The 26581-nt window shown below is 66.1% G+C and carries 21 protein-coding genes; 13 read left to right on the top strand and 8 right to left on the bottom strand.

Going from position 1 to position 26581, the window contains the following annotated elements; genetic code table 11:
- Window positions 1-29: 29 nt before the first annotated feature.
- Window positions 30-1238: an LL-diaminopimelate aminotransferase gene (locus QZ847_RS15600; protein ID WP_294358242.1), complete on the bottom strand. Its 1209-nt coding sequence runs from the start codon at window positions 1236-1238 to the stop codon at window positions 30-32.
- 204 nt (window positions 1239-1442) lie between these two features.
- Here QZ847_RS15600 and phaC point away from each other — a divergent pair, with 204 nt between their 5' ends.
- From phaC to QZ847_RS15575, 5 genes are all read left to right on the top strand, one after another.
- Window positions 1443-3071 carry a class I poly(R)-hydroxyalkanoic acid synthase gene (phaC, locus tag QZ847_RS15595; protein ID WP_294358302.1) on the top strand — a complete coding sequence of 543 codons (1629 nt, stop codon included), beginning with the start codon at window positions 1443-1445 and terminating at the stop codon, window positions 3069-3071.
- Between the two features lie 86 nt (window positions 3072-3157).
- Entirely contained in the window at window positions 3158-3826 is a 669-nt protein-coding gene (locus QZ847_RS15590) for a phasin family protein (protein WP_294358239.1), read from the top strand.
- A 146-nt stretch (window positions 3827-3972) separates the two neighbouring features.
- Window positions 3973-4305 carry an ATP-dependent Clp protease adapter ClpS gene (clpS, locus tag QZ847_RS15585; protein ID WP_093005111.1) on the top strand — a complete coding sequence of 111 codons (333 nt, stop codon included), beginning with the start codon at window positions 3973-3975 and terminating at the stop codon, window positions 4303-4305.
- A gap of 71 nt (window positions 4306-4376) precedes the next feature.
- Complete coding sequence (locus tag QZ847_RS15580) at window positions 4377-5258, top strand: dienelactone hydrolase family protein (RefSeq protein WP_294358238.1); 882 nt, start codon at window positions 4377-4379, stop codon at window positions 5256-5258.
- 42 nt (window positions 5259-5300) lie between these two features.
- Complete coding sequence (locus QZ847_RS15575; protein ID WP_294358235.1) at window positions 5301-5909, top strand: glutathione S-transferase family protein; 609 nt, start codon at window positions 5301-5303, stop codon at window positions 5907-5909.
- On the opposite strand, the gene QZ847_RS15570 is transcribed toward QZ847_RS15575, so the two are convergent.
- The 4 genes from QZ847_RS15570 to QZ847_RS15555 form a co-directional block, all read right to left on the bottom strand.
- Window positions 5906-6169, bottom strand: a complete 264-nt coding sequence (locus QZ847_RS15570; RefSeq protein WP_294358232.1) for a DUF1289 domain-containing protein — start codon at window positions 6167-6169, stop codon at window positions 5906-5908. The genes QZ847_RS15575 and QZ847_RS15570 overlap by 4 nt on opposite strands.
- Window positions 6076-7191, bottom strand: coding sequence for an AI-2E family transporter (locus QZ847_RS15565; RefSeq protein ID WP_294358230.1), 1116 nt, complete (start codon window positions 7189-7191; stop codon window positions 6076-6078). Before QZ847_RS15565 ends, QZ847_RS15570 begins: the two co-directional genes overlap by 94 nt.
- Before the next feature lie 108 nt (window positions 7192-7299).
- Entirely contained in the window at window positions 7300-8718 is a 1419-nt protein-coding gene (locus QZ847_RS15560; RefSeq protein WP_294358228.1) for a DEAD/DEAH box helicase, read from the bottom strand.
- A 138-nt stretch (window positions 8719-8856) separates the two neighbouring features.
- The gene (locus tag QZ847_RS15555; RefSeq protein WP_294358225.1) at window positions 8857-10758 is read right to left on the bottom strand and encodes a S9 family peptidase; all 1902 of its coding nucleotides are present in this window, start codon (window positions 10756-10758) and stop codon (window positions 8857-8859) included.
- Between the two features lie 301 nt (window positions 10759-11059).
- Between QZ847_RS15555 and QZ847_RS15550 the strand changes: the two genes are divergently transcribed.
- Genes QZ847_RS15550 through QZ847_RS15535 form a run of 4 tightly spaced genes read left to right on the top strand, consistent with a single transcriptional unit; the run spans window position 11060 to window position 17347 of the window.
- Window positions 11060-12676, top strand: coding sequence for an arylsulfatase (locus tag QZ847_RS15550; protein ID WP_294358222.1), 1617 nt, complete (start codon window positions 11060-11062; stop codon window positions 12674-12676).
- Window positions 12673-14274 carry a sulfatase gene (locus QZ847_RS15545; RefSeq protein WP_294358217.1) on the top strand — a complete coding sequence of 534 codons (1602 nt, stop codon included), beginning with the start codon at window positions 12673-12675 and terminating at the stop codon, window positions 14272-14274. The genes QZ847_RS15550 and QZ847_RS15545 overlap by 4 nt, the downstream gene beginning before the upstream one ends.
- A gap of 11 nt (window positions 14275-14285) precedes the next feature.
- Window positions 14286-15443, top strand: a complete 1158-nt coding sequence (locus tag QZ847_RS15540) for a hypothetical protein (protein ID WP_294358215.1) — start codon at window positions 14286-14288, stop codon at window positions 15441-15443.
- Entirely contained in the window at window positions 15440-17347 is a 1908-nt protein-coding gene (locus QZ847_RS15535) for a family 43 glycosylhydrolase (RefSeq protein ID WP_294358213.1), read from the top strand. Before QZ847_RS15540 ends, QZ847_RS15535 begins: the two co-directional genes overlap by 4 nt.
- Before the next feature lie 43 nt (window positions 17348-17390).
- Here QZ847_RS15535 and QZ847_RS15530 read toward each other — a convergent pair whose 3' ends face one another.
- A complete protein-coding gene (locus tag QZ847_RS15530; RefSeq protein WP_294358210.1) occupies window positions 17391-18590 on the bottom strand; it encodes an SGNH/GDSL hydrolase family protein in 1200 nt (399 codons plus the stop codon).
- A gap of 376 nt (window positions 18591-18966) precedes the next feature.
- On the opposite strand from QZ847_RS15530, the gene QZ847_RS15525 reads away from it, so the two are divergent.
- From QZ847_RS15525 to QZ847_RS15510, 4 genes are all read left to right on the top strand, one after another.
- Window positions 18967-20097, top strand: a complete 1131-nt coding sequence (locus tag QZ847_RS15525) for an exo-alpha-sialidase (RefSeq protein ID WP_294358207.1) — start codon at window positions 18967-18969, stop codon at window positions 20095-20097.
- 51 nt (window positions 20098-20148) lie between these two features.
- Window positions 20149-20694 (top strand): hypothetical protein, encoded by a 546-nt coding sequence (locus QZ847_RS15520; protein WP_294358205.1) that lies wholly within the window; start codon window positions 20149-20151, stop codon window positions 20692-20694.
- A gap of 104 nt (window positions 20695-20798) precedes the next feature.
- A complete protein-coding gene (locus tag QZ847_RS15515; RefSeq protein WP_294358202.1) occupies window positions 20799-23513 on the top strand; it encodes a TonB-dependent receptor in 2715 nt (904 codons plus the stop codon).
- A gap of 70 nt (window positions 23514-23583) precedes the next feature.
- Window positions 23584-24489 (top strand): formylglycine-generating enzyme family protein, encoded by a 906-nt coding sequence (locus QZ847_RS15510; RefSeq protein WP_294358300.1) that lies wholly within the window; start codon window positions 23584-23586, stop codon window positions 24487-24489.
- A 3-nt stretch (window positions 24490-24492) separates the two neighbouring features.
- Here QZ847_RS15510 and QZ847_RS15505 read toward each other — a convergent pair whose 3' ends face one another.
- Window positions 24493-25416 (bottom strand): Gfo/Idh/MocA family oxidoreductase, encoded by a 924-nt coding sequence (locus tag QZ847_RS15505; RefSeq protein WP_294358197.1) that lies wholly within the window; start codon window positions 25414-25416, stop codon window positions 24493-24495.
- Window positions 25417-25439: 23 nt separating this feature from the next.
- Window positions 25440-26531 (bottom strand): glycosyl hydrolase family 43, encoded by a 1092-nt coding sequence (locus QZ847_RS15500; RefSeq protein WP_294358194.1) that lies wholly within the window; start codon window positions 26529-26531, stop codon window positions 25440-25442.
- Window positions 26532-26581: the final 50 nt, after the last annotated feature.

Here is a 26581-nt window from a genome sequence, read left to right as displayed (position 1 = left end):
GTCGCTCGTTTCATCGTAGGCCAAGCGCGTCAAACGCTCGCGCGGCCGGGCGTGTTGACGCCCATCGATTGCAGGTAGCGTTTCACGTTGCGCGCCGCCTGGCGCAGCCGCTGCTCGTTCTCGACCATCGCGATGCGCACGAAGCCTTCGCCATTCTCGCCGTAGCCGACCCCCGGCGCGACCGCGACCTTGGCGTGGGTGAGCAACTGCTTGGAGAATTCGAGACTTCCCAGATGCGCGAGCGCGGGTGGCAGCGGCGCCCAGGCGAACATGCTGGCGGGCGGCGCGGGAATGTCCCAGCCGGCGCGAGCGAAGCTTTCGACCATCACGTCGCGGCGCTTGTGATAAAGCTGCCGGTTCTTCTCGACGATGTCCTGCGGACCGTTCAACGCCGCGCAGGCGGCTGCCTGGATCGGGGTGAACGCGCCGTAATCGAGATAGGATTTCACCCGCGTCATCGCCGCGATCAGCGTCTTGTTGCCGACCGCGAACCCAATCCGCCAGCCCGCCATCGAATAGGTTTTGCTGAGCGAGGTGAACTCGATCGCGACATCCTTCGCGCCCTTGACCTGCAGGATCGACGGCGTTGGGCGGCCGTCGAAATACAGCTCGGAATAAGCGAGGTCGGAGATGATCCACACCCCGTTCTCGCGCGCCCAGGCGACCAGCCGCTCGTAAAAGGCGAGGTCGACTGCCTCCGCGGTCGGGTTCGACGGGTAATTGACCACCAGCACGCTCGGGCGCGGCACGGTGAAGTTCATCGCGCGCTCGAGGCTCTCGAAATAGCGCTCGTCAGGGGTCGTCGGCACCGCGCGGATCGTCGCGCCCGCGATGATGAAGCCGAAGGTGTGGATCGGGTAGGAGGGGTTGGGGGCCAGCACCACGTCGCCGGGCGCGGTGATCGCGGTGGCGAGGCTGGCGAGCCCTTCCTTCGACCCCATCGTCACCACGACCTCGGTCTCGGGATCGACGTCTACCCCGAAGCGGCGACCGTAATAATTCGCCTGAGCGCGACGCAGGCCCGGTATGCCCTTCGATGCCGAATAACCATGCGCGTCGGGTTTCTTCGCGACCTCAACCAGCTTGTCGATCACGTGGTCGGGCGGGGGCAGATCGGGGTTGCCCATGCCGAGGTCGATGATGTCCTCCCCGCCCGCGCGCGCCGCGGCCCGCATCGCGTTCACTTCCGCGATCACGTACGGCGGCAGACGCTTCATGCGGTAGAATTCGTCGGACATCATGCTCCCTTTCGCGCGTTTTCTATAAAGGTGAACGACGCTAGATACCAAATGCGGTTCTGCTTCGCGGCGGCAAAGATAAGCAACGTCGGCGGGCAACAGACGGGAGAGACGCGGGTGGCCGATCGATCGAGCAACGCCGGAACCGGAGACGGCGTAAGCAGGTCGCCTGCCGCGCTGGCGGTCGAGCAGTGGACCGCGCTGATGACGCAGGCGCAGGCAGCGATGGTCGAGGCGAGCAGTGCGCTGCCCGGCGTCGCGCAGAAACAGGCAGCAAGGCAGGTGGCCGATTTCTGGCGCGACCAGCTGGGCCTGTGGGAGCGCTTCATGGCGCCGCCCGCGGAGGAGCGCGCGCCGGAGAAGGACAAGCGGTTCGCCGACGAGGCATGGCGCAGCCCGGCGTTCGACTGGATTCGCCAGAGCTACGCCCTCCTGTCCGATCACCTGATGCGCGGCGTCGACGCGCTCGACGGTGTCGACGAGGCGCAGCGCGCGCAAATACGCTTCGCCGCGCGCGGCTTCGTCGAGGCGATGAGTCCGTCGAACTTCCCCTTCACCAATCCGCAGGTGATGCAGGAAGCGCTTGCCACCAACGGTCAGAACCTGGTCAAGGGGATGCAGAACCTCGCCGCCGACCTCGGCCGCGGGCAGTTGACCCACACTGATGCGACCGCGTTCGAGCTCGGCCGCAACATCGCGACCACGCCCGGACAGGTGGTGAAGCGGACGCGCCTGTACGAGCTGATCCACTATGCGCCGACGACCGAGCGCGTGCTGGAAACGCCGCTGGTTATCTTCCCGCCGTGGATCAACCGCTTCTACATCCTCGATCTTTCACCCGAGAAGAGCTTCATCCGCTGGGCGGTCGAGCAGGGCGTCAGCGTGTTCATGGTGTCGTGGAAGTCGGCCGATGCGACGATGGCCGACGTAACCTGGGACGATTACGTCGCCGCGCAGGTCGATGCGGTCGACACGATCCGCGACCTGCTGGGTGTCGCGGACGTTCACGCGATCGGTTACTGCGTCGCGGGCACGACGCTCGCCGCCACGCTCGCCTTTCTCGCCGCGCGTGGCGAGGCAGAGAAGGTCAGGAGCGCGACCTTCTTCACCGCCCAGGTCGATTTCGCCAACGCGGGCGAGCTCAAGCATTTCGTCAACGACGAGCAACTGGCGCTGATCCGCTCGCTGTCGCCCGAGGGCTTCCTCGACGGTCGCTACATGGCCGCGACGTTCAACCTGCTGCGCGGACGCGACCTGATCTGGAATTACGTCACCAACAACTACCTGCTGGGGAAGGATTACGCCGCCTTCGACCTGCTGCACTGGAACGGCGACGTGACCAACCTGCCCGCAGGCTGGCACCACAGCTACCTGACCGACCTGTACCGCGACAACCTGCTGGTCGAGCCCGGCCGGTTGTCGGTGAACGGCACGCCGCTCGACCTCAACCGTGTCGAGACCCCGACCTACATTCAGGCGGGGCGCGAGGATCATATCGCGCCGGCGGAGAGCGTGTGGGAGCTGACGCGGCAGTTTCGCGGCCCGACGCGCTTCGTGCTCGCCGGATCGGGGCATATCGCGGGCGTGGTCAACCCGCCCGCCGCCAACAAATACCAGCACTGGACGCTCGACGACGATGCGGCCCCACCCGAAACGCTTGCCGACTTTGTCGCGCGGGCGTGCGAGACGAAAGGAAGCTGGTGGCCCGATTGGATCGCCTGGCTGCGCTGTCACGGCGCAGAGACGGTGGAAGCGGTCGACGCGCGCCAGCCGGGCGAGGGCGCGTTGGAGGCGATCGAGCCCGCCCCCGGGAGCTACGTGCGCCAGCGCTGACGTTTTTGCTGCAACGCACAATAGGCTTGAACCGGCCGCTCGCGTGCATTATTGTGCAGTGCAGCAAGGAAAGGTGAGGAAGCGTCTTGGCCGAGTCGACCATCAAGCCGAAGCGGACATCGCGTGCGTCCAAGAACGCGACTGTTGCGGTGCCGTTCGCCGCCGGGGTTGAGGCGGTTGCGGCAACGCCCTTTGCCGACAAGCCGATCGACGAAGTCATCGAAGCCATCGCGCACTTGCCGATCGAAGAAGCCGCTTCGACGACAGACGCTTCCAATTCCAGTGACGACCAACCGACTGCCGCAGCGACGGCACCCGCCAGCCAGGAGGATCACACCATGACCGACACGATGCAGAACACCGCCGAGACGATGCAGGCGAAGGCCGAGGACGCGATGGGCAAGGGCAAGCAGGCGTTCGCCGACATGACCGCCTTCGGTCAGGGCAACGTCGAGGCGATGGTCGAGTCGACCCGCGTCGCGTTCAAGGGCATGGAAGCCATGGCGCAGGCGCGCGCTGCCTTCGCCAAGCAGTCGTTCGACGCGACCGTGCAGACGCTGAAGTCGATGGCCGAGGTTCGCTCGCCCGCCGACCTGTTCAAGCTGCAGGGCGAGTATCTGCGCAGCTCGATGGACGCGCTGGTTGCCGAGACCTCGCGCTCGACCGAGGCGACACTGAAGCTCGTCGGCGAGATCGCGCAGCCTATCCAGAACCGCGTCGCGATCGCCGCCGAGAAGGTGCGCACCGCCGCCTGATTGATCGATCGAATGCAGGAAGGGGCGGCTGGGCGAGATGCCCGGCCGCCCTTTTCGTGTCCGCGGGCCTTGCCCTCGGGCGCGGTGTTGCCATATTTTGCGGCGTGCGCGTGATAACCGATCAACGATCCCTGACACCGCTGCTCATGGCCGAGCGGCGCGGTGACGACTCCGACGGCGAAGGCACCGGCGTCGGCATCGCCACGCGCACGCGCGCCAAGACGAAGAAGCCGACGCCGTACCGCGTGCTGATGCTCAACGACGATTATACGCCGATGGAGTTCGTCGTGCTGTGCCTGCAACGCTTCTTCCGCATGAACGCGGAGGAAGCGACGCGCGTCATGCTCCACGTCCACCAGAAGGGCGTCGGAGTGTGCGGCGTCTTCTCCTACGAGGTCGCGGAGACCAAGGTCGGTCAGGTGATGGACTTCGCACGCCAGCATCAGCATCCGCTGCAATGCACGCTGGAGAAGGCCTGATCCGTCCGGTTTAGCGGCTTGGCAACTGGCTAAGCGCGGCTCGTCTCTCGCCTGACGCGCAGGAGACGAGCATGACCGACTACATCCGCGACCGCGCGGTCGCGATCTACGACCGCTTCACCCACGACCATCACGACCGGCGCACGCTGCTGCGCGAGATGACGCTGCTGACCGGCAGCGCGCTCGCCGCCGAGGTATTGATCGGCGGCATCGCTGCCTCGCCCGCGGCCGCCGCGATCGTCGCGCCCGATGACAAAAGGCTGAAGACCTTCCCCGACGCGGGCATACCCATCGCCGGTGGCAAGCCGATCAAGGGCTATATCGCGACCCCACGCGGCAAGCGTCCGACTGTGACCGTGCTGGTGTTCCACGAGAACCGCGGGCTGACCCCGCACATTCAGGATGTCGCGCGGCGCGTCGCGCTCGCCGGGTTCTTCGCGGTGGCGCCCGATTTCCTTTCCGACGCGGGTGGCACGCCGACGGACGAGGACCGCGCGCGCGAGATAATCGGTGCAGCGAACCTCGACACGATCGTCGGCGAGGCCGCGGGCGTGGTGCGTCATTTCGCGGGCACGGGCACGCCACCGACGCGGGTCGGGGTGATCGGCTTCTGCTGGGGCGGCGCGCTCGTCAACCGCGTCGCGATTGCGGCGGGCGACCGGTTGAGCGCCGGTGTCGCCTACTACGGCCCCGCGCCCGATCCGGCGGAGGCGGTCAAGGTCTCGGCACCGTTACTGCTTCACTATGCCGGCAAGGATGCGCGCGTTGCACAGACCGGCGAGCCGTGGGTCGCGGCGTTGAAGGCGGCGCGAAAGCCGGTCGAGGCTTATACCTACCCGAACGTCGACCACGCGTTCAACAACGACACCTCGGCGCAGCGCTACGACAAGGCCGCCGCCGACCTCGCATGGTCGCGCACGCTCGCGTTCCTTCATCGCCACCTTGACGCCTGATCCCGCCCGTGTTCTCTTGATGTTCCTTTAGCGGAGCCGATCATGCTGACCTTCTTCACCAACCCGATGTCGCGTGGGCGGATCGTTCGCTGGATGCTGGAGGAGGTCGGCGCGCCGTACGAGACGGTGGTGACCCAGTGGGGCGCAGCGCCAGCCGAACTGCTTGCCGCCAATCCGCTCGGCAAGGTGCCGACGATCATCCACGACGGTGCGGTGGTGAGCGAGACGGCGGCGATCTGCGCCTATCTGGCCGAGGCGTTTCCGGAAGCAGGGCTTGCCCCCCGTGCGGAGGAGCGTGCCGCTTACTACCGCTGGATGTTCTTCACCGCCGGCCCGGTCGAGGCCGCGATGATGGACAGTCATCTGGGGGTCACGCTGCCGCCCGAGAAGGAGGCGATGATCGGTTACGGCAATCTCGCGCGCGCCGTCGACGTGCTCGAGGGTGCGGTATCGGCGCACGACTATGTCGCGGGTCCGCGCTTCACCGCCGCCGATGTCTACGTCGGCAGCTCGATCGACTTCTTCATGCAGTTTGGCATGCTGGAGAAGCGCGAAGCATTCGCGCGCTACGTCGATCGCCTGCGCGAGCGGCCGGCCTGGGTCCGTGCGCGCGAGATCGACGACGCCCTCATCGCGGCGGCGCAGCGCTAAGGCGCTGCACGGCGCTTCTCGACACACGCCAGGATCGCGCGCTTCTCGTCGCCGTCAGCGCGCGACCAGCCGGTGATCTCGGCGATCGTGCGATGACAGCCGAGGCATAGCCCGCTCAAACGATCCATCGCGCAGACCAGGATGCACGGTGACGGCGGGTCGTCGCTCAACGGTGATCGGCGACCATGTTGTCGGTTCCCTGTTCGTCGTCGTCTCGCGCGCGCGTGCCGCGCTCGCGCTGCTCGGTCAGGATCTGCCACGCGGTGATGAACAGCGCCGCGACGACCGGGCCGACAACGATGCCGCTCAATCCCAACAGCTCGATCCCGCCCAGCGTCGTCACCAGCACGACCCAATCGGGGATGCCGGTGTCGCGGCCCACCAGAATCGGGCGCAGGATGTTGTCCGCGCTGCCAATCACCAGCGCGCCCGAGACAATCACGACGACGCCCTGCCACAATGCGCTCGTCGCCAGCAGGTAGATCGCGACGGGAATCCAGATGATTGCGGGGCCGATCGCGGGCAGCAGCGACGCGATCGCCATCAACAATCCCCACAGCATCGCGGCGGGCAGGCCGACGAGCCAGAAGGTGATCGCCCCCAGCGCGCCCTGGACGAGGCCGACGATCACAGACCCCTTGATCGTCGCGCGCATCACCGAGACGAACCGATCGACCAGCCGTGTGGTAACACTGCGTTCCAACGGCAGCGCGCGGCATACCGCCGGTCCGAGCCGGTCGCCGTCGCGCAACAGGAAGAAGGTGGCGTAAAGCCCGACGCCGAACGCGACCACGGCGGCGAGCGCGTCGGCACCGATCGAGAGCGCGCGGCTTGCGATCATGCTGACCCGGCTGCCGATCGCATTCGAAATCTGCGCCTGCGTCCGCTCGAAACTGTCGAGGCCGGCCTTGTCGGCGAGTTGTTGCAGCTTCAACGGCAGTGCGTCGTGGACCTGCTGAAAATAAGCGGCGAAGTTGATCTGCCCGCTACGCACCTTGGCGTAGACGCCGCTCGCCTGGTCGATCACCATCGTCCCGATGATCAGCGTCGGAAGCACCACCGCAACCGTGATGATCAGCAGCGTGAGCAACGCCGCCGTGTTGGGGCGAGCGGGAAAGCGCGCACGTAACCGGTGGTACAATGGCTGGAACAGGATCGCGGCCAGTACGCTCCACAACAGCGCCACCGCGTAGCTTGAGACGATCGCACTGAGGAACAGCGTCACAAAGCCAGCGAACAGCACCAAACCGCCGTTCTCGATCCGACGCGCACTCAATGCCATGTGGAAATTGCCCCCGATTGTCACCCGTCGCGTGACTGTTTCGACTGCGATCGGGTCGGGCGTTCAACCGTCACGTTGCCGCAACGGTTCCGGGCATTCCAGTCGCGTTCAGCGGGTGAGCGTCACCTGTAGGAAGTCGGGGATCGGGCCGTTCCAGCCATCATCAGAACCGTCGTCGCGGTCGCGGCGACCGCGACGCGGCTCGTCATATTGACCGCGCTCGTGATCCGAACGCTCGCGTGACTGACGCGTCGGCGCCTCGCCACGTGGGGCAGGGTCACGTTGCTCGTCGCGTGTGCGGCGACTCGGCGTTGCTGCCTTGTCAGCTGGCGCGGCAACCGGCTCCTCACGCCCCGCGCGTTCACGGCGTGGCGCGCGGGCGGGACGTTCCTCCTCGGGCTCGCCGGGCAGCGCATCGAGCGTCTTGATCTTCTCGCCGGTCAGCTTCTCGATGTTCTGGATGTTCTCGGAATCATCCGGGCCGACCAATGTGTAGGCGACGCCAGTCGCGCCCGCGCGGCCGGTGCGGCCGATGCGGTGGACGTAATCGTCCGGGTGCCACGGCGCGTCGAAATTGACGACGTGGCTAACCCCCTTCACATCGAGACCGCGCGCGGCGACGTCGGAGGCGACGAGGATGTTGATGTCGCCGTTCTTGAACCGCTCCAGCTCGGCGATGCGCGCCGACTGGTCCATGTCGCCGTGGATCTCGCCGCTTCTGAAGCCATGACCTTGCAGGCTCTTGTTGAGCTCGCGCACCGTCGTCTTGCGGTTGCAGAAGATGATGGCAGTGCGCACGTCCTCGCCGCGCAGCAGCTGGCGCACGACCTTGCGCTTCTCGAACGCCTGTCCCTTCACCGGCACCACCCACTGAGTGATGTTGGTGTTGGTGGTGGCGGGGCGCGCGACCTCGATCGTCTTCGGGTTGGTCAGGAAGCGATCGGCCAGCTTCTTGATCGGCGCGGGCATGGTGGCGGAGAACAGCAGAGTCTGGCGCTGCGCCGGCAGCTTGGTGCAGATCTCCTCGATATCGGGGATGAACCCCATGTCGAGCATCCGGTCCGCCTCGTCGATCACCAGCATCGAGCAGCCGGTCAGCAGGATCTTGCCGCGCTGGAACAGGTCCATCAGCCGGCCCGGCGTGGCGATCAGCACGTCGACGCCTTTTTCCAGCGCCTTGACCTGATCGCCCATCTGCACGCCGCCGATCAGCAGCGCCATCGATAGCTTGTGATACTTGCCGTATTGCTCGAAATTCTCGGCGACCTGCGCGGCGAGTTCGCGCGTCGGCTCTAGGATCAGGCTGCGCGGCATCCGCGCGCGGCTGCGCCCGTGCGCCAGAATGTCGATCATCGGCAGCACGAACGACGCGGTCTTGCCCGTGCCCGTCTGCGCGATCGCGACCATGTCGCGCATCATCAGCACGGAAGGAATCGCGGACGCCTGGATCGGCGTCGGCTCGGTATAGCCGGTGTCGCCCACCGCGCGGAGTAGTTCGTCGGAGAGGCCGAGGTCGGCGAAGCTCATGCAATTGTCCGATTGGTGCCCGGCGCGGTGCTCGCAACCGTTCTTCCTGAGCCTGCCCGCTTGATGATTAGCCGCGCAAAGTCAAGGAAAAGCCAACCGCAAGAGCCTCGTCCGACGAGTTAGCGCTCGCAATGGCGATCAGCGCGCCGCCTTTACGTAGCGGTCGAACCACGCGATCGAGCGCGCGCGCACGTCCTTCGACTGTTCCGCGCCGCTGACGCAGTGGCCCGCATCGGGATAGATCACCAGGCTGACCGGCACGTTCTGGTTCTTCAGCGCGTGCCACCATTCGATCGACTGGGTCGGCGGCACCTCGATGTCGCGTTCGCCGACGTAGATGAAGGTCGGCGTCTTTGCCTTCTTCGCTTGGTAGATCGCCGACACGTCCTCGTACGCCTTCATGTCGTCGTACATCGACTTGCCGAAGAACGGCAGCATCCACTGGTCGATGCCGTTGGTGCCGTAATAGCTGACCCAGTTCGACAGTCCCGCACCCGCGACGATCGCCTTGAACCGGTTGGTCTGCGTGTTCGCCCACATCGCCATGAACCCGCCATAGCTGCACCCGCCGAGCCCGAGCCGGTTGTTGTCGACCGGTGCGACCCGCTCGACCGCGTCGATGCCCGCCAGAATGTCGCGCAGGTCCCCGCCGCCGAAGTCGCGCTTGTTGGCGGCCGTGAACGCCTCGCCCTGGCCGTAGCTGCCGCGCGGATTGGGCAGGAACACGTAATAGCCCGCATTCAGCAGTGCGGCGTTCATCGTCGTCGGCGCGAGATAGCCCGGCATGTTCGCGGCCGAGGGCCCACCGTGGACCATCGTGATCATCGGCGCCTTGCCCGCCGCCGCGGCCGTCTTGGGCGCGAGAAGCCAGCCCTGAACGTCGAAGCCCTCATTCTTCCACGACACGCTGCGCGCGGTGCCGGGCGCGGTCAGCGCGTCATTGTCGTGCGTGACCTGCCGCACGCTCGCCAGCGGCCCGGCGTAGATCGCCGGCGCATGCTCGTAATCCTGCACCACGGCCGCTGCGACACGCCCGTCGGCAGAGAAGACCGCGCGACCGTCACCCGCGGCCGAACTCGCCGGCCTGGAGAAGGCGGGCTTGACCGCCTGACCGGGGGTCAGCGTGCCGAACTGCAGCTGGTCGCCCGCCAGCGTCACTGCGCGCAAGCCACCCGTCGTCCAGTCGATCGTCGTCACGGTCGACTTGGCACCCTCGGTGATGTTGCGCGGCGTGCCCCCCGTCAGCGGCACCGTGAACACGTCGCCGCCGATCGAGCCGAAATCGCTCATCAACCCGCCGATGAACGCGACCGTGCGCCCATCGGGCGAGACGCGCGGCTGGTTGAGCTGCATCGCGGGCTTCGCGATCGACCGCACCGCGCCGGTGGTCGCGTCGATTGCATCGAGGCTGGCGACCCACCAATTGTTGTCGCCGTTGCCGAGCGCGGTGGTCGCGACGAAGCTGCGCCCATCGGGCGTCCAGTCATATTCGTAGATGTAGCGGCCCGCGGGCGACAGCGGGGTCACCGTCGCGGCCTCGCGCGACAGGTCGAACACGGCCAGGCGCTGTTCGTCGTTCTTCTCGCCGATTTCGCCGACCATGCGAACGCCCGCCTGCGTCGCCCCCGACTCCTTGGCCGCACCCAGCGTGACGAGCAGCGCGACGCGCTTTCCGTCGGGCGACACGCGGGGTGTCTGCGCGATACCCGCTACGGTTGCGATGGTGCGCGTGGTCTTCGCGTCCGCGTCCATCAGGCGCACATTGCCCGCCTTCGCATCGCGCGCGAGGAAGATGAGGTCGCCGTTGGGCGCGAAGGTCAGTCCCGAGTATGTGCAGGTCGCGCACGGATCGATCGTTCTGAGGATGCGGCCGTCGGCGGCGCTGCGCAGCGTGATGACGCCGCGCGCCGCGCCATTCTCCACCGCCGCGACCCGGTCTCCGGCCGGCGCGATTGCGAGCGCGCCATATTGATGGATCGTCTGCGCGAGCGCCGGAGCAGCGGTCGCGAGCAGGAGGGCGGCGAGGGGGATCAGGCGCATCGGAACTCCGCAAGCAACGCGAGGAAAGCGTGTTAGCGGCTTAACACCCCGGCGCGCGCCTGCAAGTCACAGCGGTAACTATCTGCCGAGATACGCCAATGGACCGGCGGGGTCTTTCATGGTGCGGTGGCCTGAGTTGCACGGGTTCAGCCCAGTGCCGAGCCACCGCCGCTGCCAAGTGGGAGCGCCCTCTCCTCGGAATGACGAGAGGCGGAAACGCGCTACCTCTCTGTACTCACCCACCGGCTTGTACGCCTTCAATTCACCTGTATGATAAATATCACAACAAAGGAGGGGATTGATGAGCGAGGCAGTCACGCGCCGGACGGTACTGCTCGCAGGTACTGCGCTGGTCTGCTCTACGGTAGCCCACGCGAAGGCAAGTAGCTCGCGTCGCGCTCGCCCCAACATCATCGTCATCTATGCCGACGATCTGGGTTACGGCGATCTCAGCTGTTACGGCGCCCGGACGATCGCGACACCGAACATCGATCGGCTCGCCGCGGGGGGTACGCGCTTCGCCAACGCGCATTCGCCGTCTGCGACGTGCACGCCGTCTCGTTACGCGCTCTTGACCGGGGATTATGCCTGGCGCGCATCGGGCACGCAGATCCTGCCGGGCGACGCGCCCGCGATCATCCAGCCCGGCCGCTTCACCTTGCCCGCGATGCTGAAGCGCGCAGGCTATGCCACCGGTGTCGTCGGCAAATGGCATCTGGGGCTGGGCAACGGCACGGTCGACTGGAATGGCGAGATCGGCCCAGGGCCGCTCGACATCGGGTTTGACTACGGTTTCTACATGCCCGCGACGCTGGACCGCGTGCCGACAGTGCTGATCGAGAACCGGCGGGTCGTGAACCTCGACAGGAACGATCCGATTCGCGTCGACTACAAGCGCAAGGTTGGAGACGAACCCACCGGGGCCGAGCAGCCGCAGCAGTTGAAGTTCGGTGCCGACCCGGAGCATTCGGGCACGATCGTCAACGGTATAAGCCGGATCGGTTACATGAGCGGCGGCGAGAAGGCGCGCTGGAGCGACGAGGCCTTGTCCGACGTGTTGCTGGGAAAGGCGATCGATTTCGTGCGTGCGCGCAAATCGCAGCCCTTTTTCCTGTATTATGCAGTCAACGAACCGCACGTGCCGCGCGCCCCGCATCCGCGCTTCGTTGGCAAATCGGGCATGGGGCCGCGCGGCGACGCGATTCTCCAGCTCGACTGGACGGTCGGCGCATTCATGCGCGAGCTGGAGCAGCAGGGCCTGGCCAACGATACACTGGTGATCTTCAGCAGCGACAACGGCCCGATCCTGTTCGACGGCTATGCCGACCACGCGGCCGAACTGGCGGGCGCGCACCGCATCTCGGGACCGTACAGCAGCGGCAAGTACAGCATCTACGAGGGCGGAACGCGCGTGCCGATGATCGTCCACTGGCCCGGCGGCGCGCGCGCCGGGCATGTGTCGCGCGCGATCGTCAGCCACGTCGACCTGCTCGCCTCACTCGCCGCGATGGTGGGACAACCGCTGCCCGACGATCAGGCGGTCGACAGTTTCGACCTGCGCCCGGCCTTGTTCGGGCATAGCGACCGCGGGCGCGACCATGTGGTCGAGGACACCAAGCTGATGGTGACCAACGGCGCAAGCGTATCGGGTAGCGGGGCGCGCGTGCTCGCGCTGCGCGTCGGCGACTGGAAGTTCGTGCGCGGAGGCGCGCAGCCGAGCGCATTCCACGGCAATCCGATCGGGACGCAGCCGCACGATCAATTGTTCAACCTCGCGCGTGACCCGGGAGAGCACCACGATCTGGCCGCGCAGCAGCCTGCGCGTGTGCGGGCGATGGCGGCGCAGCTCGACCGGATCGAACGCGACGGGCGCAGCCGTCCACCCCTGACGCGGCAATCGAGAAAGAGGGAAGCATGATGCGAGGGTTTGCAGCACCCCGCCGGATCGCCGGATTGCTGGCGATGACGGTCATGCTGGCGGGCACGCCGGCGAGTGTCGCGTCCGCGCGCCGGTCGAAACCGCGACCGCCGGAAGAAACCGCGGCGCAGCGCCCTAACGTGCTGCTCATCATGATCGATGATCTGAAGCCGACGCTGCGTTCGTTCGGTGACCGGACCGCGATCAGCCCGAACATCGACCGGCTGGCAGCGCGCGGCAGTCGTTTCGAACATGCCTATGCCAATCAGGCGGTGTGTGCGCCGAGCCGGATCAACCTGATGACTAGCCGCCGCTCGACCTCCACCGGCATCTACGAATTCGGCATGGACGTGCGCGATTATATTCCGAACGCAGTCACGCTGCCGCAGCTGTTCAAGCAGCAAGGCTATACTGCCGAGAGCTATGGCAAGGTGTTCCACGTCGGCCACGGTTCGCACGACGACCCGCAGAGCTGGTCGCGTCCGCCGGTCAAGGACCATGTGATCGAATATGTTGAGCGCGCCAGCACCGGCGGGCAGCCGACGCAGGAAGAGGCGCTATTCAACGAGGTGCCGATTACCGGCAACGTGTGGACCTACGCCCGCTCGCTCGGCCGCGGGGTGGCGTGGGAGAGCCCGGACGTGCCCGACGATGCTTATGCCGATGGGCGTATCGCGGCGCGGGCGTCGAAGCGGCTGGCGGAGTTGAAGGCGTCGGGCACGCCGTTCTTCCTGGCGGTGGGTTTCGCGCGGCCGCACCTGCCCTTCTCGGTACCCAAGCGCTATTGGGACATGTACGACCCCGCCAAGTTGCCGATGCCCGACTTCGAACGCCTACCCGATGGCGCGCCTGCGTTCGCCGGCAAATTGGGCGGGGAGATTGCCGCCTATAAACCCGTCCCAGAGGGGTCGAAGTCGGGTGCGGACTATTCGCCCGAATTGAAGCGCAAGCTGATCCACGGCTATTACGCCGGTGTCAGCTACGTCGACGCGCAGATCGGCAAGGTGCTCGACACGCTCGACCGGCAGGGCCTGGCGAAGAACACGATCGTGGTGCTGTGGGGCGATCACGGTTGGCACCTGGGCGACCACGGCATCTGGACCAAGCACACCAATTTCGAGCAGGCGGTGCGCCAGCCGCTGATCATTGCCGGGCCCGGCACCGGCAAGGCAGGGCAGGCGCCACGCCAGATCGCCGAGACGGTCGATGTCTACCCGACGCTGGTGAAGCTTGCCGGGCTCGCCTACCCGAAAACGATGCAGCCGGTCGACGGCATCGATCTGTCGCCCGCGCTGCGCAACCCTGCGCGGGTGGTGAAACCCTATGCCTATCACGCCTATAACCGCCCGGGGCGGATCGGGCAGGCGGTGCGCACGGCCGACTACCGGCTGGTGCGCTGGACGCTGGAGGGCAGCGGCGCGCGCGATTACGAGCTCTACGATCTGACGCGCGATCCGGGCGAGACGCGAAACATGGTGGCGGTCATGCCGCAGGTGAAGGCAAGGCTCGAGCGCTACCTCGACGCGCAGCCCAGGCCCGTCTCGCTCGAGCTGGCGAACACGCGACCGACGCGGCCCAGCGTGCCGGCAAAGCCGTGAGTGAAGGCAGGATGACGAAAGCGGGATCGGTCTTTCGTTGTTTGATTGCTGCGCTGAGCGTCGCGGTGCTGATCGGCTCGGGCGTCGCGCAGGCGGTCCCGGCGAAGGCAGCCGGAGCATTGGGCGCCAATTACAACGAGCATTTCGAGGACGTGGACACGCGCGATCTCGACAAGGCCGACGCGAAATGGGTGCGGTTGTTCCTGCCGATGCCGCAGCTCGATCGCGCCCCGGCGGCGGACCACGGCGCGGTCAGGACGATCCTCGATCTCGGCCGGCGCGGGTACCGGACGATCCTGACGCTTAAATACCCGTACAATCGCGTGCCGTTTCCCAGTGCCGACGGTGTGGAGTTCCGCCGACAGGTCGCGCGTACCGACGCGGTACTGCCGCTGGTGATGGGGAAGGTCGACGTGCTGGTGATCGGCAACGAGCCGTTCATCGAGAGCCGGCAGCAGGACTGGAACCCGAACTTCAACCGCTTCTACGAGCGGCTCGCGCGGCGTGTGATCGATTACCGCACCACGCATTGCGCGCCGACGTGCAGGACGCGGTTGTACATGGGCGCGCTCAACCAGCTCGAGAAGCCGGCATGGCGCGACGCGACAACCGAGCGGTGGATGGCGTTCGTGAAGGCGACACCGGAACTGGACGGCGTCAACATCCATCCGCACGTCAGCCGGATCGAGGCGTCTAAGGCATTTCTCGATTACATCCTGCCGCGGATGCGGCCCGAGCAGACGTTCCTAGTCACCGAATTCTCGCTGATCTGGTGGTGGCAGGCGCAGATGCCGCAGGCGGTCGCGCCCGCCTTCGCCGATCGATATGAGCTGCCGCGCACGACGCAGAACTGGCAGGTCGTGAAGGCAGCGCTCGCCACGCCTTTCTCCAAAACGAAGTGGGACGACTTCCTGCGGATGAGCCCGTGGTTTGAGACACGCAAGCATTACCTTGCGCGGCAAATGGCGATGTTTCGCGCGACCGGCCGTCTGGCCGTCGCGACCTATGGCTTTCGTCAGGGTGCGTCGATGTCGGACGGGTGGGGGCCGAAGAAGACGCCGTGGCTGATCAATAGCGTCTATGCCGGGCGGACGGTGCAGCCGAATCCGGACGGCAGCGCGGCCTTTAACTACGCGTGGATCGACGATTTCAGGGCGATGCAGCGATGACGAGCCGTCGCATCTTCCTCGCATCGGCTTTCGCAATTGCCGCCGTTGCAACCGCGCCCTCGATCGCGCCCGCAACTGCGCAAGGCGGGCGGCAGAAGGCGGTCGCCGACGACATCTTCGCCGATCATCCGTCGATGGATGCAAATGCAACCGTCCAACCAAACGCGGGCGCGAAGCCGGTCGCGGCGATCTTCGCCGAACGGCCGATCGGCGACGCGTCGATGGCGCGGCTGCCCGGCGGCGGCTGGATCCTGACCGGTACGAGCTTGCGCAACCCGCCGCGCCACGGCGTTGAGCTATGGACCTCTCCCGACGCGCGTGCCTGGACGCGTGTCGGGCTGGCGAAGATCGGCGGCAACGGGATCGCACCCGACGACGTGTCGGAGCGTTATCTGGCGCCGTCGGTGGCGGTGGCGGGCGACCGGCTGTACTTGGCCTTCTCCGACAAGACCGGGTGCGCGCGCGTGGCGGTGGGGAGCGCTGCGACGCTCGGTGGTGCCTTCGCGGCCTCGCCGTGCCTGGTGGAGGATGCGAGCGATGTCTCGCTGTTCGTCGACATCGATGGCGCGGCTTATCTGATCTGGGGCGGCGGCATGATCGCCCGGCTTGCCGCTGACATGCAGAAGCTGGCGGAAGCGCCGCGACACCTCAAGCCCGATCAGGCGCTGTTCGCGAAGACGCCGCCGGTGGGCAAGGATTGGCCGGTGCGTACGCGCATCGGCACGCGCGGCGCGACGATGATCCGAGACGGCGACCGCTATGTGCTGGCGGCGAGCGAGGTGACTGGGCGGCTGCGTACCGCGACCGAGGACTTGTTCGTCGCCGAGGCACCTAGCCCGTATGGCCAATTCACCAAACGCGCACTGGCAGTGCCGCATGCGGGGCGCGGGTCGCTGCTGCGCGGCGAGGGCGGCGTGCTGACGGCGGTGTACAATCCCAAGTGCGACGATAGTTTCGCGTTGTTCTGCGAACAGGTCGGGCTGGTGCCGCTGGAGCGCGCGCCCGATGGACGGCTGCGGCAAGCGGGATCGGTCATCACCGAGGACAGCGCGGTTGCGGCGCGGAGGCCACTGATCACGTCGGAGACGATGCGTGATCCATCGGTCACGCTGGGCGACGACGGCTATTATTACCTGGTCGGCACGCTCGACGGTTACGGTTATCACCGGCCCGATGGCGGCGTGAAGCTGTGGCGCTCGCGTGATCTCGTGAAATGGGACGACGTGGGCTTCATCTGGCGCTGGGAGGGGATGGGATACGACTTCGGCGGCAACATCGCCGAACTGTGGGCGCCCGAGATCAAGTGGGTCGCGCACGACAAGACCTATTACCTCGCCTTCTCGGTGATGGAGCGCGGTGTGGGCGGCAAGACGTGGCTGTATCGCTCGACCAGCGGCAAGGCGACGGGGCCGTACGTTAATGTAACCAAGAGCTATCTGGTCACCGGCATCGACGGTTTTCCCTTCGAGGACGACGACGGGCTGTACTTCCTGTGGGGCGGCGGCAGCATCGCCAAGTTGAACGCGCGGCGCGACGGCTTTGAGAGACCGGTGCACAAGCTGGTCGACCGCAAAGGTGATCCGGTCGGATACGAAGGCAATGGCCTGATCAAGGTCGACGGCGTGTATTTCCTGACCGGTGCCGAATGGAACGGACCGCTGCGCACGCACGGCACGTACGATATGATGTACGGCACCTCCCGTTCGCTGCTAGGTCCGTACAGCGAGCGCCGCATGGGTGCGCCGCACGGCGGGCACGGCACCGCGTTCAGGGACAAGCAGGGGCGCTATTGGTACACGATGTTCGGCAACGACCCGACCGCGCCGTGGCGGATGCATTTCGGACTGGTGCCGATCGATATCGGTGATCCGGCCTCTATCGGAGTACTGCGGATCGGCGAGTAAGCGCGGGCGCGACCGCCGGAGCGGCAGCGCCCGCGCGCTATCCTCAGCGGAACAGCGACAGCGGGATCGCCTCCGCCATCTTCGTCTCACCCGCGTCGTTGGGGTGCAGGTCGTCGCCGAACTGCAGCGGCGTGGCCAGCCGCTTCGGGTTCGCGGGATCGGCGACGGTCTTTTCGAGATCGAACACCGCATCGAAGCCGCCGCCGGTCATGATCCAGCGATTGACCGCCACGCGCACCGCCTCGCCCGCGTCGGTGTAGCGGCCCGAGCCTTGGTAAGGCAGGATGGTGAAGCCGACGACCTTAATGGCGTGTTCGTGCGCGCGCGCAATCAGCTGTTTAAAGGCGCCGATCAGCTGATCCGCGGTGACGAGCGGCTCGCCGGGTTTCGCCAGCGCGATCGTGCCGATGTCGTTGATCCCCTCCAGGATCGCCACGTGCGTGACGCCCGGCACGCTGAGCACGTCGCGGTCGAACCGCATCAGCGCGCTGGGTCCGGCACCGGGCGCGAGCAGGCGGTTGCCGCCGATCGCCTGAGTGATCACTACCTCGGGTCGGCCAGCGGCGGCGAAGCGCCGCGCGAGCGCGTCGCCCCAGCGGCAGATCACGGGTGCGTCATTGGCGCAGCCGGTGTTGTCGGTGATTGAATCGCCGAACGCGACGATGATCGGGCGTTGTGCGGGTGACTGAACGTCCAGTCCCGCGATCAGCGGACGAAAGGTGCTGCGCTGTGCCTCGGTAAACTGCGCGGCATTGGTGAAGTCGCCGGGAGCCGAGATGATCGTGGGGGCGCCGCCGGCCTGATGCGCGGTGCTGAGCGGGGTCTTGTCCTTCACGAACAGCGACACGTCGACCAGATCGAACGCCTTGACCGGAAGGCGAACGGGATCGCTGACCAGCGGTGCGCCGATCTCGATCCGCGCCTCGCGCTTGCCGCCGAAGGTGACGGGGACGAACGTACCGCCGGGGCCGCGGATCGTGGCAGCGTTGACGCGGACGACATCGCTGCCGTGCTCGTTCGACAGTCGCAGGCGAAGCGCCGGGCCTGCGGCACCAGTGCGCACGGTCGCGCGCAAAGTGGCGTTTTCGATCGTCACGACTTTGTCGGGCGGTGGAGGAAGCGGACTTGCGGTCCACGCACGCACCCACCCACCTGCGTGCTGCGCTACAGCAGCTGGCGTCGTGGTGGCGGCGATCAGCGCCAGGGTGGCGAGGCAACGGCTCACACGGTTCAAACGCGGCATCGTATCTCCTTAATGGATCTGTGGGACGATTGTGCGGCAGGGGCCGGTCCGCGCATCGAGAGGGAAAGCGTGCGGGGAAGAGCGGCGATCCGGCGCGCCGCGGCGATGGTGCTAATCGCCGTTGAGTGAGCCAGCACTCGGAACGGCCAATGCACGGAAAGGCGTCGTTCGCGGGTGTTGACCTGTTTCGTTGAGACCTCACCCGACAAGCCCCGGCTCCCTCCAGCATCTCACGGGCGGCACGTGTTGATGATGCCCTCGCTACCTCTCGCTGCTTAAAACATAATAGAAGCGACAATGATAATCATTCATCATATTATTCCTATCGACTCGGTCGCAAACTGTTGCGGGACGAGGTCGAACGAGGAGAGGATTGATGAAGAGGCAGCATTCGCGTCGGTCGATCGCCTGGCCCATGGCTGGTGCGCTCGCGGCGACGGCGCTGATCGCCCTGCCGATCGTTGCGCAACCGGCGGTGGCACAATCGCAGCTGAGCACGACAAGCGCGATGTATGCACGCGTGCGTACGATGCCGAACGGCGAATTGGTGTCCACCGTTACCTCGTTCGACAGCGGCGCACATGTCGATGTTTACGCCGGCAGCAACGCAGGCGCGTCGTTCGCGAAAGTCGGGCAGATCAACGACGCTGAATTCTCGACCGGGCTGTGCTGCGGCAACATCTTCGTGCTGCCGCGCGCGATCGGTTCAATGGCGGCGGGCACGATGATCTGGGCTGGGTCGGTTGGGCAAAGCACGGACCGCAAAGTCATGAAGATCAAGCTTTATCACAGCACCGACAACGGGCGGACGTGGCGCTACGTGGCGACGCCGGTCGCCTCGCCAAGCAGCGGCGGCGGTTTGTGGGAGCCGGAATTCATCGTCGCGAACGACGGCGCGCTGGTGATGTTCTATTCGGACGAAACCGACGGCGTGCACAGTCAGCGATTGCTGATGAAGCGCAGCTACAATGGCACCAATTGGGTCGACCAGACCGACGTAGTCGTCAGCACGGTCAACAATGACCGGCCCGGCATGGCGGTCGTCGGCCGGCTGGCGAGCGGCACGCGCTTCATGACCTACGAAATGTGCGGCCCGGCCGCGTGCACGACCTTCTATCGGACGTCCACGGATGGATGGAACTGGGGCAATGCAAGCAACGTCGGCACCGCGCTCAGGCTGTCCGACGGCCGCTATTTCGCGCATGCGCCCTATAATGCGGTGATGGCGAACGGCGCGATCCTGGTCGTCGGGCAGGAGCTGCGCAATGCCGACAACACGATCGCGGCGGGCAGCGGCTCGACGCTGTTCAAGAGTGCCAGCGGCAATCCGGCGGGACCGTGGGTCGCGATCTCCGCCCCGGTCAGCGTGCCCAACCCCGATGGCAATAATCCGTGCCCGAATTACTCGGCGCCGCTGCTTTCCGTCGCGGGCGGTCAGGTGCTGGAGATCGCCGGGCGCCTGCAAGGTTCCGCCTGCATCCAATATTACGCGCGCAGCGGATACTGATCTGATCGGGCGCGACCGGCGGCAGCACGCGGCCGGTCGCCAGGAGGTGATATGCAGAAGTACGTCATGGCAGCGATGGCGGCTGCCGGCGTCGCAGTGTGCGGCGCGCTCGGCTGGTGGGTGAACCAATCGCCTGCACCGCAAGCCTCCGGGGTGGTCGTGGTGCAGCGTTCAGCGCAGGAACCGGCGCCCGCGCGTTCATTATCACAGCCGTCGGCGTCGTCAGCGGCGAAGACCCGCGCCGATCCGCTCCAGAACGATGCCGATCAACTGTTCATGAAGGTCCGTAGTGAAGCGAAAGACGAAAACTGGGCAGCACAGGCCGAGGGAAGGCTCGACATGGCGCTGCGGCAAATTCCCGAGATCGGACATGGAAGGCCGCTGACGATCACGTGCGGCGCATCGACCTGCGAAGTGTCCGGGGCGACTGCCAACAACGATGATTACGACAAAGTGCAAGCTACCTGGGTGACGCTGAGAGCGATGATGCAGGACCCCGAACTGGCACGTGCCGGGCTGGTTGTCGTGGGATCAACGCTCGGTACTGCGCACGATGTCGCCGGCTTTGTCATCTATTTCCGGCGGCAACAAACATAAGGCGCGACATTCTCCGGCACATCTATGTGCTCTTGCGCAGGCAGATTGATATGATAATTGCGGAGTAAATAGGGGGAGGAAAATAAACGATGGCTCGTGGAGGCATGAAGCTACTGACCGGCGTGTCGGCGGCGGCACTGGCGCTGGTTTCGGCGGCGGCATCGGCCCAGGAGACCGGCGCGGCCGGTACCGTGCCCAACATGGATGCTCCCGCCGACGCGCCCCAGCCTGACATCGTCGTCAGCGGCATTCGCGCCAGCTTGGCAAGCGCGCAGGCGAAAAAGGAGAACTCGAACGAGATCGTCGATTCGGTCGTGGCCGAGGACATCGGCAAGCTGCCCGACGTGACCGCCTCTGAATCGCTCGCGCGTATTCCGGGCGTACAGGTCACGCGCAACGCCGGCATCGCGCAGGGCGTCACCGTGCGCGGCCTCGTCGACCTCGCCACCACCTACAAGGGGCGCGAGGTTTTTACCGCCGAGGGACGCTTCGTCCAGTTGCAGGATTTTCCCGCCAACGGCATCGCGCGGATCGACGTGTACAAGTCATCGAGCGCCAATCTGCTCGAGCCCGGTCTTGCCGGATTGATCGACGTACGCTCGCGTCAGCCGTTCGATTTCAAGAAGACAACGCTGATCGGTGCGGTCAACGGCGTCCACTGGTATCAATCGCAGAATTTGGGGATTGAGGCGAACGGGCTGTTCAGCACGCGCTGGGACACCGGGATCGGCGAGATGGGTTTCCTGATCGAAGGGTCATACGCCGACACGAAGTTCACCGATTCCTCGCGCGTGAATGCGCAGGACATCCGCAACCGCACCAACGTGCCAGGGATCGCGCAGCTGCGTTATCCCAATTTCGTCAACACTGACTACGGCACCGGCATCCGTTACCGTCCCAACGCCGCGGCGGCGTTTCAGTGGCGGCCGAGCGCGGCGCTGGAAATCTACCTCGATGGCCTGTTTCAGGGCTATCGCGCCAAGAACGGCAACCGCAACATGCAGGTAGTGGCAAGCGACACTGCGACGCTCAGCAACGTGACGCTGTTCCCCGGTACCAATCAGGCAGCAAGTTTCGACGCGGCGGCGGGCACCGGTCCGGCACCCAGCGGCGCGCAGAACATCAACGATCAGTGGACCGACACCTATCAGGCGGGCGGCGGCTTTATCCTGACCGATGGGCCGGCGCGGTTGACGGGCGATGTCGCGTTCACCGATTCGACCTTCACCAACTACAATGTCGCGTTCAATTATGCGCTGACATCGGCGCCGGGGCGGCATTTCGAGTTCGATGCGCCGCAGGGCGTCGGCGGCGGCGCAGTGACGCTTCTCAACTACGATCTGTTCAACGCGAACAATTATCGCTGGACCGGGCTGACGCAGACCGCCGCGCGCGGGCATGGCCGCAGCTGGCAGGGGCGTCTGGACGCCGAGTACAAGCTCGACCGGTTCGGCCTGTCGGAACTGCAGGCGGGCGTGCGTTATTCGCGGCGCACGGCGGAATCGTACAACAACGTGCAGGCGGTCAACGCGCCGGGGGGCCAGCTGTATTCACTGCTGCCGCTCCAGTATCAGTCGGCGCCGCGCGGGTTCCGCAACGATGACGTGCCCTCGCTCCGGTCGTGGCTGACGCCCACGGTGGATAGTCTGGACGCGAACCTGGACGGCCTGCGCGGGCGGCTGGGGATTGCGCCGGGGCGGCTCGATTTCGGCACGCCGATTTTCGAGAGCAACGAGGATATCTATTCGGCCTATCTGCAGGCGCGTTACGCGTTCGATCTGGGTATTCCGATCGACGGTCAGGTTGGCCTCCGCGCGACGCGTGCCGATGCCGAGGTCAGCGGGCTGAGGCGTTCGACCACCAACGGCGTGACGACGGTGACGCCGATCTCGAGCAGTTCGCGTGACACCGATTACCTGCCCAACGTCAGCCTTCGCGCGCACCTGACACGCGAGTTGCAGCTGCGTCTGGCCTTTACGCAGACGCGGACGCGGCCAGGTTTTGGTCAGTTGAACCCTACCGTCACGATCGGCGCGCTACCCACGATCTGCACGACCGATCCGAACAGCACCGACTGCGTGCGCAGCGCGAGCAGCGGCAACCCCGACCTGCAACCAATCCGGTCGAACAATTACGACGCCTCGCTCGAATGGTATTTCTCGCGCAGCGGGTCATTCACGGTCGGCGCATTCCGTAAGGACCTGAACGGGTTCATCAACACCTTCGTCACCGACGTGCCTGACGCGCAGTTCGGTCGCCTGCGGCTCAACCGGCCCGACAACGGCGGCAGGGGACGCGTCGACGGCGTCGAGGCTGGGTTCCGCACCTTCCTGCGCGCGCCGTGGTTGCCCAACTGGCTGAGCAATGTCGGCGGTCTGGTGAACTACACCTATCTGGATGCCACATCGGAGCTGGCGCCGAACCTAGCCGCGACGCTCGCAGGCCAGCAGCGGATCGCGGGCACGTCGAAGCACACCTACAATCTCTCGGCATTCTACGACACGCCCGAGCTGTCGGCGCGACTGTCGTACAATTACCGCTCGAACTTCATCGTCGGGTACGGGCAGGTCGCCGACCCTGCGCTGGGCGCGGGCGTGATCGGGCCGACGCTGCCGATCATCGAGAACGGGCGCGGCACGATGGATTTCGCCGCCACATTGACGCCGACGCCGAACATCACCTTCACCTTCAACGTCAACAACCTGCTGGGTGCAGCGGCACAGAACCGGCGGCAGTTCAACACGCTGGGGCAGAGCTACATCTTCCAGACGCGGTTCCTGGAAAGCGTGTACCGCGTGGGCGTCCGCTTCCGGCTTTGATTCCGACCCGCATCGACCGGGACGGCGCGTTCGGGTAGGGGAAGGCGTGGCGAAGGCAGCGCGCGAAGGCATGATCCGCATCCCCGGCGGTACGTTCCGCATGGGGGCGGAGAACTTCTATCCCGAGGAGGCGCCGTGCCGGCAAGTGCGGGTCGGCGGCTTCCTGATCGATCCGACGCCGGTGACCAACGCGCAGTTCGCCGCATTCGTCGCGGCGACGGGGTACACGACCTTCGCGGAGCGCGCACCCGATCCCGCGTCATATCCCGGCGTCGACCCTTCGCTGATCGTCGCGGGCTCGGCGGTGTTCCAGCCGAGCGACGTGCCGGTGCCGCTCAATGATCCGTCGCGCTGGTGGGCGTTCGTGCCGGGCGCCGATTGGCAGCATCCGACCGGCCCCGACAGCGGCCTGACCGGAGCGGACGATCACCCGGTCGTGCATGTCGCGCCGGTCGATGCGGAAGCCTATGCGCGCTGGCTGGGCAAGGCGCTGCCGAGCGAGGCGGAGTGGGAATATGCGGCGCGCGGCGGACTGGAGGCGCGCGACTATGCCTGGGGCGACGAACTGGAGCCGGGCGGTGCGGTGATGGCGAACTACTGGCGCGGCACGTTTCCGGTCGTGCGCCCGCCGGACACGGCCTGCCGTACAACGCCGGTCGGCAGCTATCCGCCCAATGGCTACGGCCTGTTCGACATGATCGGCAACGTGTGGGAATGGACGCGCGACTGGTACGGCGTGTCCGGGGGCCGAACGCACAAGAGCTGCTGCACCATCGACAACCCGCGCGGCACGACGCTGCGCGAGAGTTACGATCCCGGTAGCGGCCAGCGGATCGGACGCCGCGTCATCAAGGGCGGCTCGCATCTGTGCGCGCCCGATTATTGCCGTCGCTATAGCCCTGCGGCACGGCATCCGCAGGCGATCGATAGCCCGACCAGCCACATCGGGTTCCGCTGCATCGTCCGCGACCGCTGAGCGTTAGAAGTCGAACGGCTCGACCGTTTTCCGCTCGGCTACCAGAAAGGCGTCGGCGACTAGTTGCAGCGGGCTGACATCGACATCCGATTGCCCGCTCGCGATCAGGTCCGCGAAGCGACGATAGAGTCGTGAATATTCCTCGTTCGGTTGGGTCGTCGCCGGCGTGCCGGGCAGCGCGATCGTGCGTCCGCCGTCGCGCAAGACGAGCGTGCCCGCGTCGGTGTCGACCTCCATATCCCATCGTTGCGGACCGGTTTGCAGGAAGTCGAGGTTGACTTCCACCGGTGCATCACCGCAGCGCATCTGAACGGTCGCGGCGACCGGGCTGACGCGGTTCGCGGGCACTGATAGCGTGGCTGCGCTGACCAGCAGGTGATGCGGCAGGATACGGGTCGCGATCGAAAGCGCGTTGATGGCGGGATCGAACACGCCGAAGCCGCCCGCCGCCATGATCCAGTCCTGTCCGGGGTGCCATTTGCGGATGTCCTCCCTCCAGTCGATCCGCAAGGCCCGGATGCGCTTGTCCGCCAGCCAGTCGCGCGCGGTGTCGACCGCGGCGGCCTCGCGCGAGTGCCAGGTGGTGAACAGCGTCATGCCAGCGTCGCGCGCGACCTCGTCCAGCAGCGCAACCTCGGACACGGTGGCCGCAGGCGGCTTTTCCAGCATCACGTGCTTGCCCGCGCGTAGTGCCGCCAGCGCCTGATCGACGCGCCCAGATGGCGGCGTGCACAGTGACACGGCGTCGAGGTCACCGCGCGCCGCCAGCATCGCCTCGATCGACGGATAAGCGTCGATGCCGTCAACCTGCGCTGCGCGACTGGCGGTGGCGGCGAGATCGAACGTCGCGACTGAAGCGATCGCGGGCAAATGCTGGTCGCGCGCGATCTTGCCGATGCCGACCAGTCCCAGACGCACTTGGTTCATTGCATCACCTTTGGACGATAGTTCTACCGAGCCGCCGCAGCCGGATAGGCCGCGACCAGCACATCATATTGCTTGCGGCTGATCGGGATCATCGATCCGTGGCGGAGCCCCGCGGGCATCGTGTAGCGATCCCATTTGTCGACGCCAGAGTTACCCGACACCTGAAACCACGGACCGGAAAGGCGCGGCGCCTTCGAAAGGCCGTAGCTGGTTCCGGCATATTGCTCGTAATACAGGAACCAGTCCTTGTCGCCCGGTGCGCGGATCAGCGTCGGCGCCTCGCGGAAGTTGGGGCTGAGCGACGGGCCGGGCAGGGGATAGGGACCGGTCAGCGTTGGCCCGCAGCTCATCCGCACGGTCTTGCCTGTCGTCCAATTGTACGACGGATAGCGTTCATCCTTGATGATCGCGCAATAACCGGGCGCAGAGTCGTTCGGGACCACGAAGGTGTCGATCGTCGCCATGTCCCAGTCGAACAGCCGGCGTGGCGCGCCGGTGAAGCGTTTCAGGTCGGGTGACAGGACGTAGAGCGTCCGCTGGCTCGCCCAGTAACGCTCGGGATCCTCGGGGACGCCCGGCACCGTCGCGGTGTGCCAGGTCAGCATGAAGCGCTTGGACGCTTCGTCGAAGAACAGCTTGGGCGCGCCGATCCGCTGCAACGGGTTGGCGAGGCCGGGGACGTGCATCAGATCGGGCTTGTAGGTGCCGAACGGCGTCCAGCGAACGAGGTCGTCCGACACCCAGAAACGGATCAGCGGATCCTCGTCGCTCTTGTTGCCGACGAGATAGTAGCGGCCGTCGGGCCCGCGCGCGATCGATGGGTGGCCGTGGTAATCCTCCGACACCGCCTTGCCGCCGTTCAGTTGCTGCCAGTGGAGGCCGTCGCGGCTGACCGAGTAGAACAATACGCCGTAGCGTTCCTTGGTCATGTGCGCGAACAGATAAGCCTTGTCGGGGTCGACATAGGGCGTCTCGGGCGCGCCGGGCGGCACCTCCGCCTGCTGCGCCACCGCGATCGGTGCGGCGAGCCCGGCCACCAACGTGAGAAGAAGGCGCGACCTGCGCGCCAATCGCCGAGAGCGGATTTTGTCGGCAGTGCGGCGGTCGAGAAGCATCGGCTCGTCCTTTCTGCGGTGGCTGACACCGCAAGGCCGGCACCGCGTGG

Source organism: uncultured Sphingomonas sp. (genome assembly GCF_913778135.1).
Classification (GTDB): Bacteria; Pseudomonadota; Alphaproteobacteria; order Sphingomonadales; family Sphingomonadaceae; genus Sphingomonas.
The sequence above is the reverse complement of the archived record's forward strand: the minus strand, read 5'-3'. Positions and strand labels throughout refer to the sequence as shown.

Excerpts from the sequence above, each read along its gene's own strand:
- QZ847_RS15510 (WP_294358300.1), top strand. The coding sequence starts at position 23,584 with ATGATCCGCATCCCCGGCGGTACGTTCCGCATGGGGGCGGAGAACTTC.
- clpS (WP_093005111.1), top strand. The coding sequence starts at position 3,973 with ATGGCCGAGCGGCGCGGTGACGACTCCGACGGCGAAGGCACCGGCGTC.
- QZ847_RS15520 (WP_294358205.1), top strand. The coding sequence starts at position 20,149 with ATGCAGAAGTACGTCATGGCAGCGATGGCGGCTGCCGGCGTCGCAGTG.
- phaC (WP_294358302.1), top strand. The coding sequence starts at position 1,443 with ATGACGCAGGCGCAGGCAGCGATGGTCGAGGCGAGCAGTGCGCTGCCC.
- QZ847_RS15580 (WP_294358238.1), top strand. The coding sequence starts at position 4,377 with ATGACCGACTACATCCGCGACCGCGCGGTCGCGATCTACGACCGCTTC.
- QZ847_RS15560 (WP_294358228.1), bottom strand. The coding sequence starts at position 8,718 with ATGAGCTTCGCCGACCTCGGCCTCTCCGACGAACTACTCCGCGCGGTG.
- QZ847_RS15505 (WP_294358197.1), bottom strand. The coding sequence starts at position 25,416 with ATGAACCAAGTGCGTCTGGGACTGGTCGGCATCGGCAAGATCGCGCGC.
- QZ847_RS15530 (WP_294358210.1), bottom strand. The coding sequence starts at position 18,590 with ATGCCGCGTTTGAACCGTGTGAGCCGTTGCCTCGCCACCCTGGCGCTG.
- QZ847_RS15555 (WP_294358225.1), bottom strand. The coding sequence starts at position 10,758 with ATGCGCCTGATCCCCCTCGCCGCCCTCCTGCTCGCGACCGCTGCTCCG.
- QZ847_RS15565 (WP_294358230.1), bottom strand. The coding sequence starts at position 7,191 with ATGGCATTGAGTGCGCGTCGGATCGAGAACGGCGGTTTGGTGCTGTTC.
- QZ847_RS15525 (WP_294358207.1), top strand. The coding sequence starts at position 18,967 with ATGAAGAGGCAGCATTCGCGTCGGTCGATCGCCTGGCCCATGGCTGGT.
- QZ847_RS15600 (WP_294358242.1), bottom strand. The coding sequence starts at position 1,238 with ATGTCCGACGAATTCTACCGCATGAAGCGTCTGCCGCCGTACGTGATC.
- QZ847_RS15550 (WP_294358222.1), top strand. The coding sequence starts at position 11,060 with ATGAGCGAGGCAGTCACGCGCCGGACGGTACTGCTCGCAGGTACTGCG.
- QZ847_RS15575 (WP_294358235.1), top strand. The coding sequence starts at position 5,301 with ATGCTGACCTTCTTCACCAACCCGATGTCGCGTGGGCGGATCGTTCGC.
- QZ847_RS15500 (WP_294358194.1), bottom strand. The coding sequence starts at position 26,531 with ATGCTTCTCGACCGCCGCACTGCCGACAAAATCCGCTCTCGGCGATTG.
- QZ847_RS15540 (WP_294358215.1), top strand. The coding sequence starts at position 14,286 with ATGACGAAAGCGGGATCGGTCTTTCGTTGTTTGATTGCTGCGCTGAGC.
- QZ847_RS15545 (WP_294358217.1), top strand. The coding sequence starts at position 12,673 with ATGATGCGAGGGTTTGCAGCACCCCGCCGGATCGCCGGATTGCTGGCG.
- QZ847_RS15515 (WP_294358202.1), top strand. The coding sequence starts at position 20,799 with ATGAAGCTACTGACCGGCGTGTCGGCGGCGGCACTGGCGCTGGTTTCG.
- QZ847_RS15535 (WP_294358213.1), top strand. The coding sequence starts at position 15,440 with ATGACGAGCCGTCGCATCTTCCTCGCATCGGCTTTCGCAATTGCCGCC.